Here is a 12737-nt window from a genome sequence, read left to right as displayed (position 1 = left end):
CCTTCGTCCACCCCATATTTAAAAAGGCGCCAGATTAATAGTCTGGCGCCTTTGCTTTAAAAGCTTCAAGCGCGGATGTGGTGGAATTGGTAGACACACTGGATTTAGGTTCCAGCGCCGCAAGGTGTAAGAGTTCGAGTCTCTTCATCCGCACCAAATAAAGTTTCGTGAAGGCCTGCGGGTCGGCGCGAAGCTCAACAAATAGCCTTTTTGACGGGCTTTTTGGTCACGCAATATGGTGGGCGTAGCTCAGTTGGTAGAGCACGGGATTGTGACTCCCGTTGTCGAGGGTTCGATCCCCTTCGTCCACCCCATATTTCGAAAGGCGCCAGATTAATAGTCTGGCGCCTTTTTTGTTTCAGCGGTTTGAGTTTCAACGCAGTCGCAGGTGTTGGGCTGCAGGGCAGGGCGTTTCGTCGTATTTATGTTTCGCGATGATGCCGCACTGCCTGCCGGCCTTGTCCGCAGGGTCGGTTGTCAGGGAGATGATTGGCAACCGCTTCTATATATAGAAGGGTTGGCGCAGAGCCCTGGCATGATGGGATGTATTTGCCACCGGGGCGAGCTGCACTCGTGCATTCGCACCTATAAATTGCCTGCTGTTTTTTTACCCGTTTTCAGTAGGGTGACTTCTTGAGTTTGACCCACTAGAATGCATGCCCTTGATTCTGGGGTCGGAAACGGCCAGCTAACGTCTGTGCAACGAGGAATATCCATGCAAGTTTCTGTTGAAAATACTTCTGCTCTTGAGCGCCGCATGAGCATCACCGTGCCGGCCGAGCGCATCGAGACCCAGGTCAACAAGCGTCTGCAGCAGACTGCCCAAAAGGCCAAGATCGCTGGTTTCCGTCCAGGCAAAGTGCCAATGAGCGAAATCAAGCGCCGCTTCGGTGCTGATGCACGTCAGGAAGCTGTAGGTGACGTGATCCAGGCTTCCTTCTACGAAGCCGTTGTCGAGCAGAAGCTGAACCCGGCTGGCTCGCCTTCCATCGAGCCCAAGTCCCTGGAAGCAGGCAAGGATCTGGAATACGTTGCAATCTTCGAAGTGTTCCCTGAGTTCGAAGTTGCCGGTTTCGATTCGATCGCCATCGAGCGCCTGAGCGCTGATGTTGCTGACTCCGACCTGGACAACATGCTGGAAATTCTGCGCAAGCAGAACACCCGTTTTGAAGTGGCCGATCGTGCTGCCCAGAACGAAGACCAGCTGAACATCGATTTCGTAGGCAAGGTTGACGGCGAAGCATTCGCTGGCGGCTCCGCCAAGGGTACTCAGCTGGTGCTGGGTTCCAACCGCATGATTCCTGGTTTCGAAGACGGCCTGGTTGGCGCCAAAGCCGGCGAAGAGCGCGTTCTGAACCTGACTTTCCCGGCTGACTATCAGAACCTGGACCTGGCTGGCAAAACCGCCGAGTTCACCGTGACCGTCAACACCGTTTCCGAGCCCAAGCTGCCAGAACTGAACGAAGAGTTCTTCAACCAGTTCGGCATCAAGGAAACCGGCATCGAAGGTTTCCGCACCGAAGTTCGCAAGAATATGGAGCGTGAACTGCGCCAGGCCATCAAATCCAAGGTCAAGAACCAGGTGATGGACGGTCTGCTGGCTGCCAACCCGATCGAAGTGCCGAAGGCCCTGCTGTCCAACGAAGTTGATCGTCTGCGCGTGCAGGCTGTTCAGCAGTTCGGCGGCAACATCAAGCCTGACCAACTGCCGGCCGAACTGTTCGAAGAACAGGCCAAGCGCCGCGTTGTACTGGGTCTGATCGTGGCTGAAGTGGTCAAGCAATTCGACCTCAAGCCTGACGAAACCCGCGTTCGCGAAATGATCCAGGAAATGGCTTCGGCCTACCAGGAGCCTGAGGCTGTTGTGTCCTGGTACTACAAGAACGACCAGCAGCTGAACGAAGTGCGTTCGGTTGTGCTGGAAGAGCAAGTTGTGGATACTGTTCTGCAGAAGGCTAAGGTGACCGATAAAGCGGTCTCTTACGAAGAAGCAGTCAAGCCGGCTGAAGCAGCACAAGCCGACTGATCGCTCAACTCGTTTGAAAATACACCCATAAGCCAGCCTCGCGCTGGCTTATGCGTATTCAAGACATGACTATTTGGGAGTAACTGCAGAGCATGTTCCGTAATTCGTATATTCAGCAGAACTCTGATATCCAGGCCGCTGGCGGCCTGGTCCCGATGGTTGTCGAGCAATCTGCTCGTGGCGAACGCGCCTATGACATCTACTCGCGCCTGCTCAAGGAGCGAGTGATCTTTCTGGTTGGTCCGGTAGAGGACTACATGGCCAACCTGATTTGTGCGCAGCTGCTGTTCCTTGAAGCGGAAAATCCGGACAAGGACATCCATCTCTACATCAACTCCCCGGGCGGTTCGGTGACAGCGGGCATGTCGATCTACGACACCATGCAGTTCATCAAGCCGAACGTATCGACCACCTGTATCGGTCAGGCGTGCAGCATGGGTGCTTTCCTGCTGACCGCTGGTGCTGAGGGCAAGCGTTACTGCCTGCCGAACTCACGCGTGATGATTCACCAGCCACTGGGCGGTTTCCAGGGCCAGGCATCGGACATCGAAATCCATGCCAAGGAAATCCTCTTCATTCGTGAGCGTCTCAACACGCTGATGGCCAAACATAGCGGGCATACCCTGGAAGAGATCGAGCGCGACACCAACCGTGACAATTTCATGAGCGCCGAAGCGGCTCGTGAATACGGGTTGATCGACGCAGTGATCGAAAAGCGCCCCGCTTAATATAAGCAGCTCAAAATAGGGCTGGTCGGCAGGTCCGACCACCAGTGGACTTGAAAAAGCCCTCAATAGCCTTCATCTTGTGTTGCAAGCCTATCGGATTTGGATCGAACGAATGACTGACACCCGCAACGGCGAGGACAACGGCAAGCTGCTCTATTGCTCCTTCTGTGGCAAAAGCCAGCATGAAGTACGCAAGTTGATTGCCGGCCCCTCGGTCTTTATCTGCGACGAGTGCGTCGACCTGTGCAATGACATCATCCGTGAGGAGGTGCAGGAAGCCCAGGCCGAAAGCAGCGCGCATAAATTGCCTTCGCCTAAAGAAATCAGCGGCATCCTTGATCAGTATGTGATTGGTCAAGAGCGTGCAAAGAAGGTTCTGGCCGTAGCGGTGTACAACCACTACAAGCGTCTGAACCAGCGTGACAAGAAAAGTGACGACGTCGAGCTCGGCAAAAGCAACATCTTGCTGATCGGCCCTACAGGCTCGGGTAAAACCCTGCTTGCAGAGACCCTGGCTCGCCTGCTGAACGTTCCCTTCACCATCGCCGACGCAACCACTCTTACCGAGGCCGGTTACGTAGGTGAAGACGTCGAGAACATCATTCAGAAGCTGCTGCAGAAATGCGACTACGACGTGGAGAAGGCCCAGATGGGCATTGTCTATATCGATGAAATCGACAAGATTTCGCGCAAATCCGACAACCCGTCGATCACCCGGGACGTTTCCGGTGAAGGCGTGCAGCAAGCGCTGTTGAAACTGATCGAAGGCACGGTTGCTTCCGTACCGCCACAAGGCGGCCGCAAGCACCCGCAGCAGGAATTCCTTCAGGTTGATACGCGCAACATCCTGTTCATCTGTGGCGGTGCGTTCTCCGGCCTGGAAAAGGTTATTCAAAACCGTTCCACCCGTGGCGGCATTGGCTTCAGTGCAGAAGTACGCAGCAAGGAAGAAGGCAAGAAAGTCGGTGAATCCCTGCGTGAAGTCGAGCCTGACGATTTGGTCAAGTTCGGTCTGATCCCGGAATTCGTTGGCCGTCTGCCAGTGCTGGCCACGTTGGACGAGTTGGATGAGGCTGCGTTGATGCAGATCCTCACCGAGCCGAAAAACGCCCTGACCAAGCAATACGCCAAGCTGTTCGAGATGGAAGGTGTGGACCTCGAGTTCCGTGCTGACGCGCTCAAATCGGTGGCCAAGCGGGCACTGGAGCGCAAGACCGGCGCCCGTGGTTTGCGCTCGATCCTCGAAGGCGTACTGCTCGACACCATGTACGAAATCCCCTCGCAGTCCGAGGTGAGTAAAGTGGTGATCGACGAAAGCGTTATAGAAGGCAAGTCCAAACCACTGTATATCTACGAAAACAGTGAGCCGGCTGCCAAGGCTGCGCCAGACGCGTAAGCGTTGCACCGCCGAGCTGTACAAAATAAAGGGGCCTTAAGGGGCCCCTTTGTTTTTACTGCGTTTAACTGATGCCATTACGCTTGTTTTTTTTGCAGGCAGCCCCCATCTTGGTTTCAAGCTTACTTTCATCTGTCATAGAGGCGAAATCATGAAGACAACCATCGAATTGCCTCTCCTGCCGTTGCGTGATGTCGTCGTCTATCCGCACATGGTTATCCCGCTGTTCGTGGGGCGCGAGAAGTCTATCGAAGCCCTCGAGGCCGCGATGACGGGCGACAAGCAGATCCTCCTGCTGGCCCAGAGAAATCCTGCTGACGATGATCCGGGCGAAGATGCCCTGTATCGCGTTGGTACCGTTGCAACTGTCCTGCAACTGCTCAAGCTGCCTGATGGCACCGTCAAGGTGCTGGTGGAAGGCGAGCAGCGCGGTGCGGTCGAGCGCTTCATGGAAGTGGACGGCCACCTGCGTGCCGAAGTGGCGCTGATCGACGAAGTCGACGCCCCTGAGCGCGAATCCGAAGTGTTCGTTCGCAGCCTGCTGTCCCAGTTCGAGCAATACGTGCAACTGGGCAAGAAAGTCCCCGCAGAAGTCCTCTCCTCCCTCAACAGCATTGATGAGCCAAGCCGCCTGGTCGACACCATGGCCGCGCACATGGCGCTGAAAATCGAGCAGAAGCAGGACATTCTCGAGATCATCGATTTGTCGGCCCGGGTCGAACACGTCCTGGCGCTGCTGGATGCCGAAATCGACCTGCTGCAGGTTGAGAAGCGCATTCGCGGCCGTGTCAAAAAGCAAATGGAGCGCAGCCAGCGCGAGTACTACCTGAATGAGCAGATGAAGGCCATTCAGAAAGAGCTGGGCGACAGCGAGGAAGGCCACAACGAAATCGAGGAGCTGAAAAAGCGCATCGATGCCGCCGGCCTGCCGAAAGACGCGTTGACCAAGGCCACTGCCGAGCTGAACAAGCTCAAGCAAATGTCGCCGATGTCGGCCGAAGCCACCGTGGTTCGTTCGTATATCGACTGGCTGGTGCAGGTGCCGTGGAAGGCCCAGACCAAAGTGCGCCTGGACCTGGCCCGCGCCGAAGATATTCTCGACGCCGATCACTACGGCCTCGAAGAAGTCAAGGAACGCATTCTCGAATACCTCGCCGTGCAAAAGCGCGTGAAGAAGATTCGTGGTCCGGTGTTGTGCCTGGTCGGTCCTCCTGGTGTGGGTAAAACCTCGCTGGCGGAGTCGATTGCCCACGCCACCAACCGCAAATTCGTGCGCATGGCCCTGGGCGGTGTGCGTGATGAAGCGGAAATCCGTGGTCATCGCCGGACTTATATCGGTTCGATGCCAGGAAGATTGATTCAAAAGATGACAAAGGTGGGTGTGCGCAACCCGCTGTTCCTGCTCGATGAAATCGACAAGATGGGCAGCGACATGCGTGGCGACCCGGCGTCTGCTTTGCTGGAAGTGCTCGACCCCGAGCAGAACCACAATTTCAACGACCATTACCTGGAAGTCGACTACGACCTGTCCGACGTAATGTTCCTGTGCACCTCCAACTCGATGAATATTCCGCCAGCCTTGCTGGACCGGATGGAGGTGATTCGTCTGCCGGGTTACACCGAAGACGAGAAGATCAACATCGCCGTCAAATACCTCTCGCCCAAGCAGATTGCGGCCAACGGCCTGAAAAAAGGCGAGATCGAATTTGATGCCGACGCGATCCGCGACATCATTCGTTTCTACACCCGCGAGGCCGGTGTACGGGGCCTTGAGCGTCAACTGGCGAAGATCTGCCGCAAGGCCGTGAAGGAACATGCGCTGGAAAAACGCTTCTCGGTGAAGGTCACCGCTGACCTGCTGGAACACTTCCTGGGCGTGCGCAAATTCCGCTACGGCCTGGCTGAGCAGCAGGACCAGGTAGGCCAGGTCACTGGCCTGGCGTGGACCCAGGTGGGCGGCGAATTGCTGACCATCGAGGCCGCCGTGATCCCGGGCAAAGGGCAACTGATCAAGACCGGTTCCCTGGGTGACGTGATGGTTGAATCCATCACCGCCGCGCAGACCGTGGTGCGCAGCCGCGCCAAGAGCCTGGGGATCCCCCTGGACTTCCACGAGAAGCACGACACCCACATCCACATGCCGGAAGGGGCGACCCCGAAAGACGGCCCTAGCGCAGGCGTAGGCATGTGCACGGCACTGGTATCAGCCCTGACCGGCATTCCGGTGCGCGCCGATGTCGCCATGACCGGGGAAATCACCCTGCGTGGTCAGGTACTGGCCATTGGTGGCCTCAAAGAGAAATTGCTGGCTGCACACCGCGGTGGTATCAAGACCGTGATCATTCCTGAAGAGAATGTTCGCGACTTGAAGGAGATTCCTGACAATATCAAGCAGGATCTGCAGATTAAACCGGTTAAATGGATTGACGAGGTCCTGCAAATTGCGCTGCAATACGCGCCGGAGCCCTTGCCGGATGTGGCTCCTGAGATAGTTGCAAAGGATGAAAAACGCGAGACTGACTCTAAGGAAAGAATTAGCACGCATTAATACGTTTAAGCCTGGAGGCTTCCTTGACAGCTTTTTAGAGCCCTTGTTATAAAGCGGCTCTTAAGTGTCTGTAGGCCATTCAGCACTGGTTTTTGCTTTCACCAAAAAACTTAGAATCATACTCAATAGATATAAGGGGACTTAGAGTGAACAAGTCGGAACTGATTGATGCTATCGCTGCATCTGCTGATATCCCGAAAGCCGCTGCTGGCCGTGCGCTGGACGCAGTAATCGAATCCGTCACTGGCGCTCTCAAGGCCGGCGACTCTGTGGTACTGGTTGGTTTCGGTACTTTCTCTGTGACCGATCGTCCAGCTCGCACTGGCCGTAACCCACAGACTGGCAAGGCTCTGCAAATCGCCGCTGCCAAAAAACCAGGTTTCAAAGCCGGTAAAGCCCTGAAAGAAGCCGTTAACTAAGCTTCGCTCAAGCCTTACCCATCCGGGTCGGACGCAGGTCTGACCTGGCAGCGGAGCGGCAGCTGACCCGAGTATCCATCGGGTCGCCACGCCGGGGGTGTGGGTTCAAACCCCCGTCCGCTCCGCCAGTTACGAGAAGGCGCATCCTCGGATGCGCCTTTCTTCTATCCGGACTCTACCCACGCTCCACGGTTGCCTAATTTTGAAGTTCAACCGTTTCTGGGGGACGCATGCTGCAGAATATCAGGGACAATTCACAAGGCTGGATTGCCAAGACCATTATCGGGATCATCGTCGCATTGATGGCGTTCACCGGTATCGAGGCTATTTTTCAGGCTTCGACCAACAACAAGCAGGACGTGGCCAAGGTCAACGGTGAAGAAATCACCCAAAGCGAACTGGGCCAGGCCGTCGACATGCAACGTCGCCAGCTGATGCAACAGCTGGGCAAGGACTTCGATGCTTCCTTGCTGGACGAAAAGCTGCTGCGCGACGCCGCCCTCAAGGGCCTGATCGATCGCAAGCTGCTGCTGCAAGGCGCGGCCGATTCGAAATTCGCTTTCTCCGAAGCTGCGCTGGATCAAGTGATCCTGCAGACGCCGGAATTCCAGGTGGATGGCCAGTTCAACGCTGAGCGTTTCGACCAGGTGATCCGTCAGCTGGGCTACAGCCGTATGCAATTCCGTCAGATGCTGAGCCAGGAAATGCTGATCGGCCAGGTTCGTGCAGGCATTGCTGGCAGCGGTTTTGTGACTGATGCCGAAGTGCTCGCGTTCGCCCGTCTGGAAAAACAGACCCGCGATTTTGCCACCGTCAGCGTCAAGGCCGACCCTGCAGCAGTGAAGATCACTGACGACGAGGTCAAGGCTTACTACGACCAGCACGCCAAGGAGTTCATGACCCCGGACCAGGTGGTCATCGACTATCTGGAACTGAAGAAGGCTTCCTTCTTCGACCAGGTCGCGGTCAAGGACGATGAGCTGCAAGCCCTCTATCAGAAAGAAACCGCCAACCTCGCTGAACAGCGTCGCGCGGCGCACATCCTGATTGAAGTCAACGACAAGACCACCGACGAGCAGGCCAAGGCCAAGATCGAAGAGATCCAGGCACGCCTGGCCAAGGGCGAGAAATTCGAAGCCCTGGCCAAGGAGTTCTCCCAGGATCCGGGTTCTGCGAACAACGGCGGTGACCTCGGTTTCGCTGGCCCTGGCGTCTACGACCCTGCCTTCGAAACAGCGCTGTATGCACTGAACAAGGACCAGGTCTCGGCACCGGTGCGTTCGAGCTTCGGCTGGCACCTGATCAAGCTGTTGGGCGTTGAAGCACCTGAAGTGCCATCGTTCGCCAGCCTGAAAGACAAGCTGACCCGCGAGCTCAAGACCCAACAGGTTGAACAGCGTTTCGTCGACGCGACCAAGCAACTGGAAGACGCTGCATTCGAAGCTTCCGACCTGGCCCAGCCGGCGTCGGATCTGAAGCTGACCGTGCACACCTCCGCGCCGTTTGGCCGTGAAGGTGGCGAAGGCATCGCTGCCAACCGTGCCGTGGTGACCGCTGCATTCAGCCCTGAAGTACTGGATGAGGGTGCCAACAGCACCGCCATCGAGCTGGACCCGGAAACCATCGTGGTACTGCGTGCCAAAGAGCACCTGAAGCCTACCCAGCTGCCGCTGGAAAGCGTTGCCACTGCCATCCGTGCCCAGTTGACCAAGGAGCGCGCGAGCGCTGCGGCGAAGACTCACGCGGACGAGCTGATTGCCAACCTGCGTGATGGCAAGACCCCGCTGAACCAGCCGGTGGATGGCCAGGCCTGGAAAGTCACCGAAGCGGCCACCCGTGGCCAGGAAGGCGTCGAGCCAGCCGTGCTGCAAGCCCTGTTCCGCATGCCAAAGCCTGCGGCCAAGGACAAGCCGACCTTCACCAGCGTGACCCTGCCAGACGGTAGCCTGGTGATCGTGCGCTTGAACGCGGTCAATGAAGCCGCTGCACCGACCGATGACGAGAAGGCTCAGTACCGCCGCTTCCTCGCGTCCCGTGTCGGCCAGCAAGACTTCGCCGCCTATCGCAAGCAGTTGGAAACCAAGGCTGAGATCAAGAAGTTCTGATCTCGTAACAGCCTGAATAAAAAGACCCCGGCCTGAAGAGGCCGGGGTCTTTTTTTATCCACTAATCAGCTGACTCAACCAGTCTTGATTCAACGCGCAAACTTGAGCTTGCCCCAACTCAGGCCAATCACAGCCGCCAGGGTCGAAGCGCTCAGCACACTCAGCTTGGCAGCCGACAGCAGCGTCGGATCGGAGAAGGCCAGCGACGAGATGAAAATCGACATGGTGAAACCAATTCCCGCCAGCAGGCCCACCAGGGCGACGCCGTTCCAGGTCACGCCCTCCGGCAATTGGCAGATGTTCAGTTTGACCAGCACCACGCTCGCCAGCATCACACCGAGCGGCTTGCCGAGCACCAGCGCCAGTATCACGCCCATGAACACGCCGTGGGGCAGTGGATCGTCCAGGTTGAACCCTTGCAGGCTCACTCCGGCGTTGGCCAGGGCAAACAGTGGCATGACGCCAAAGGCCACCCAGGGGTGCAAGCCCGCTTGAATACGTTGCACCGGCGGCAGCATTTCCCGCTGGGCCTGTCTCAATTGCTTCAACGGTTTGGCGACTTGATGGGCACTTTCAGCCGATTGTGAAAGCCGCTCCATCAGCTCGTTGAACGTGCGCCCGATGGTGTCCAGAGGGCGTTCCCGAGTCGGTCTGGAAGTCACGGGCGTTATCAGGCCAAGCATTACGCCCGCGAGGGTCGGATGGACGCCGGTCTTGAGCAGGCCAAACCAGACAATCGCCCCTGGCAACAGGTACACAACGGCCTTGCCAATGCCCATCCGCTGAAAAACCAGCACCAACGCCAACCCACAGGCCGCGATCACCAGGCCCATGTAGTCCAGGCTGGCGGTATAGAAAATCGCGATGATCAGGATGGCGACGATGTCATCAATGATCGCCAAAGCCAGCAACAGGATGCGCACGCCGGCGGGGATGGATTTACCCAACAGCGCCAGCACACCCACGGCAAATGCAATGTCGGTGGCAGTGGGCACTGCCCAGCCACTGGCCGCTACGGTGCCATGGTTGAGCAGGGTGTAAATCAGTGCCGGCATCAGCACGCCACCCAGCGCAGCGCCGAGGGGCAGGGTGGCCAGTTTCAGGTTGGCGAGTGCGCCGTCCCTGATCTCCTGGCGAATCTCGGCGCCCACCACCAGGAAGAAGATGGTCATCAGCCCATCGTTCACCAGGAAGTGCAACGAGCGCGAGACCGTGAAGTCTCCCAGCCCGATAGTGAGTGGGGTGTTCCAGAAGTGTTCGTAGGAATCTGCGACGGGGCTGTTGGCCCAGACCAGCGCGACGATCGCTGCCAGCAGCAACACGATACCGCTGACTGCTTCGATCCTTGAAAACCGCTCCAATGCGGACAGGGCGCCTTCGACCAGAACCTGGGGGCGCGGAATAGCAGGGTGTTTATCAGGCACGACAAGTCTCCATTGGCGGCCCGACCAATGCTTATACTTTAACCTGCGCTGTGCCGTATGCAGCAGCGCACCCGGTGCGATCATAAGAGTTAAGAAACATCACGTCACGTTTCGTTTAAACATCGGTTAAACGCAGCGTCGCGATCAGCGCCAGTACGACCAACCCGGCGACCGCCCATGGAAACGATGTCACTCCCCACCCTTGCAACAACATGCCGCCGAGTAGTCCGCCACCGGCGATGCCCAGGTTCCACACCGTCACCAGCATCGACTGTGCGGCATCGGCTGAATCCCCGGCCGACCTGGCCAGCGCCGTTTGCAGCAATGCCGGCAAACCGCCAAACGCCAGCCCCCATAAGGCCACCGTGGTGTAGATCACCGTCGCCGAGGTGATCCAGAACGCCAGCGCCAGGGCCGACAGCGCGAACATTGCGCAGCTGATCACCAATAACGCGCGCAGCCGCTGATCAATCAGCGCGCCGACGATCCAGATACCCAGCAGCGCCGCCAGGCCAAACACCAGCAGCACCTGGTCGATGTCCGCTGCAATCCCGGCAGGTACCAGGAACGGCGCGATATAGGTGTAGAGAATGTTATGAGCCAGCACGTAGGTGAAAGTCACCAACAGCACCGGACGAATCCCTGGCAGTGCCAGCACCTGGCGCAGCCCCAGGCGTTTTTCCGCCTGTTGCCCGGCAAAGTCCGGGACCTGCCAGCGCACCCAGGCCAGCAGCACAACCGTCAGGCCGGACATGATCGCGAAGCTCAGGCGCCAGCCAACCGTGGTGCCCAGGAATGTCCCGGCCGGTACACCCAGTGACAGCGCCAATGGCGCGCCGAGCATGGCCACGGCAATGGCCCTGCCTTGCAGGTGCGGCGCAACCATGCGGCTGGCATAACCGGCCAGCAGCGCCCAGAGCAATCCCGCGAACACCCCGGCGAAGAACCTGGCCACCAGGGTCAGCAGGTAATCGCTGGAAAACGCCGTCACACTGTTGACCAAGGCAAACCCGCCGATGGCAATCATCAGCAATGGCCGCCGGCGCCAGCCCCGGGTGGCGATGGTCAGGGGAATCGCGGCCAACAGCGAGCCCAGGGCGTACAGGGTCACCAACTGGCCCACCAACGCTTCGGACACCCCGAGGCCGGCGCCCATTTGCGGGAGCAAGCCTGCCGGCATGGCTTCGGTGAGGATGGTGATGAAGCCGGCGGTAGCCAATGCCAACAGGCCGCCCAGAGGCAGTCGTTCACGGCTCACCGTGGGGGTCGTGGAAGATAGGGCGCTGTCGCTCATGTTTTTTGGCTCCGGTTTTCAGACGAAAGGGCAGGGAGCCAGAGTAGGGTGCTGCACGGTGGAGAAAAACAGGCTAAGGTTCCGAACTTATCGGACGCCAATGTCCGCAATCCTCGGGAGCGAGACGATGGACAGCCTGGGCAGTATTTCAGTGTTTGTGCAGGTGGCCGAAACCCGCAGCTTTACCGAGGCCGGGCGCATGCTGGGGGTGTCGTCCTCGGCGATTGGCAAAAGCATCGCGCGCATCGAAGAGCGCCTGGGGGTGCGGCTGTTCCATCGCAGCACCCGCAGTATCACGTTGACCAGCGAGGGCGCGCTGTTTCTCGAACGCTCCCGGCGCATCCTGGCGGAAGTCGAAGCCGCAGAACAGGAACTTAGCCAGGCATCCGCCACCCCCAGAGGCAAGTTGCGCGTCAGCCTGCCGCAAGTGCGCGGCTTGTTGATGCCGGTACTGACGGATTTCATGCGCGCCTATCCCGAGATCGAGCTGGACGTGGACTTCTCCGACCGCATGGTGGATGTGATCGAGGAGGGTTTCGACGCGGTGATCCGCACCGGCAAGCCCGAGGACTCACGCTTGATGGCGCGCCACCTCGGGTATTACCGCCTGGTGCTGGTGGCGTCCCCGGAGTACCTGCGCCTGCACGGTACGCCGCGCCAGCCCCGGGATTTGAGCGACCACGCCTGCCTGCGCCACAAATTCTGCGCCACCGGCAAGCTGGAAACCTGGCCACTGCGCCCGGAGCCGGGCCTGCCGCAGCCGACCCTGCGTGCGCCGCTGGTCTCCACCACCATCG

Annotated in this window: 9 protein-coding genes and 2 tRNA genes; 9 read left to right on the top strand and 2 right to left on the bottom strand. The window is 58.3% G+C overall.

Annotated features, from left to right (window positions below; translation table 11 throughout):
- The first annotated feature begins 71 nt into the window (after positions 1 to 71).
- The 8 genes from HX846_RS03530 (at position 72) to HX846_RS03495 (ending at position 9222) form a co-directional block, all read left to right on the top strand.
- Positions 72 to 156 (top strand) — tRNA-Leu (locus HX846_RS03530).
- An 82-nt stretch (positions 157 to 238) separates the two neighbouring features.
- Positions 239 to 314: transfer RNA gene (locus HX846_RS03525), tRNA-His, on the top strand.
- A 401-nt stretch (positions 315 to 715) separates the two neighbouring features.
- Positions 716 to 2026 (top strand): trigger factor, encoded by a 1311-nt coding sequence (gene tig / locus HX846_RS03520; RefSeq protein ID WP_003207855.1) that lies wholly within the window; start codon positions 716 to 718, stop codon positions 2024 to 2026.
- A gap of 92 nt (positions 2027 to 2118) precedes the next feature.
- Positions 2119 to 2754 (top strand): ATP-dependent Clp endopeptidase proteolytic subunit ClpP, encoded by a 636-nt coding sequence (clpP, locus tag HX846_RS03515; protein ID WP_003174822.1) that lies wholly within the window; start codon positions 2119 to 2121, stop codon positions 2752 to 2754.
- Positions 2755 to 2866: 112 nt separating this feature from the next.
- On the top strand, positions 2867 to 4150 hold the full coding sequence (gene clpX, locus HX846_RS03510; RefSeq protein WP_003207856.1) for an ATP-dependent Clp protease ATP-binding subunit ClpX: 1284 nt from the start codon (positions 2867 to 2869) through the stop codon (positions 4148 to 4150).
- 151 nt (positions 4151 to 4301) lie between these two features.
- Positions 4302 to 6698: an endopeptidase La gene (lon, locus tag HX846_RS03505; RefSeq protein ID WP_003207858.1), complete on the top strand. Its 2397-nt coding sequence runs from the start codon at positions 4302 to 4304 to the stop codon at positions 6696 to 6698.
- A 146-nt stretch (positions 6699 to 6844) separates the two neighbouring features.
- Positions 6845 to 7117, top strand: coding sequence for an HU family DNA-binding protein (locus HX846_RS03500; RefSeq protein WP_003174819.1), 273 nt, complete (start codon positions 6845 to 6847; stop codon positions 7115 to 7117).
- Between the two features lie 230 nt (positions 7118 to 7347).
- A complete protein-coding gene (locus HX846_RS03495) occupies positions 7348 to 9222 on the top strand; it encodes a SurA N-terminal domain-containing protein (RefSeq protein WP_003207860.1) in 1875 nt (624 codons plus the stop codon).
- Positions 9223 to 9311: 89 nt separating this feature from the next.
- Here HX846_RS03495 and nhaA read toward each other — a convergent pair whose 3' ends face one another.
- Both nhaA and HX846_RS03485 read right to left on the bottom strand, forming a co-directional pair.
- A complete protein-coding gene (gene nhaA / locus HX846_RS03490; protein ID WP_087693206.1) occupies positions 9312 to 10646 on the bottom strand; it encodes a Na+/H+ antiporter NhaA in 1335 nt (444 codons plus the stop codon).
- A 115-nt stretch (positions 10647 to 10761) separates the two neighbouring features.
- Entirely contained in the window at positions 10762 to 11940 is a 1179-nt protein-coding gene (locus HX846_RS03485; RefSeq protein WP_087693207.1) for an MFS transporter, read from the bottom strand.
- Between the two features lie 127 nt (positions 11941 to 12067).
- On the opposite strand from HX846_RS03485, the gene HX846_RS03480 reads away from it, so the two are divergent.
- A partial coding sequence (locus HX846_RS03480; protein WP_178964983.1) for a LysR family transcriptional regulator occupies positions 12068 to 12737 on the top strand: 670 nt, incomplete at its 3' end.

This window comes from Pseudomonas sp. K5002 (assembly GCF_013386655.1).
GTDB lineage: Bacteria > Pseudomonadota > Gammaproteobacteria > Pseudomonadales > Pseudomonadaceae > Aquipseudomonas.
The sequence above is the reverse complement of the archived record's forward strand: the minus strand, read 5'-3'. Positions and strand labels throughout refer to the sequence as shown.

What these genes read in the sequence shown, in the direction of transcription:
- tig (WP_003207855.1), top strand. Translation starts at nt 716, where the DNA reads ATGCAAGTTTCTGTTGAAAATACTTCTGCTCTTGAGCGCCGCATGAGC.
- clpP (WP_003174822.1), top strand. Translation starts at nt 2,119, where the DNA reads ATGTTCCGTAATTCGTATATTCAGCAGAACTCTGATATCCAGGCCGCT.
- clpX (WP_003207856.1), top strand. Translation starts at nt 2,867, where the DNA reads ATGACTGACACCCGCAACGGCGAGGACAACGGCAAGCTGCTCTATTGC.
- lon (WP_003207858.1), top strand. Translation starts at nt 4,302, where the DNA reads ATGAAGACAACCATCGAATTGCCTCTCCTGCCGTTGCGTGATGTCGTC.
- HX846_RS03495 (WP_003207860.1), top strand. Translation starts at nt 7,348, where the DNA reads ATGCTGCAGAATATCAGGGACAATTCACAAGGCTGGATTGCCAAGACC.
- HX846_RS03485 (WP_087693207.1), bottom strand. Translation starts at nt 11,940, where the DNA reads ATGAGCGACAGCGCCCTATCTTCCACGACCCCCACGGTGAGCCGTGAA.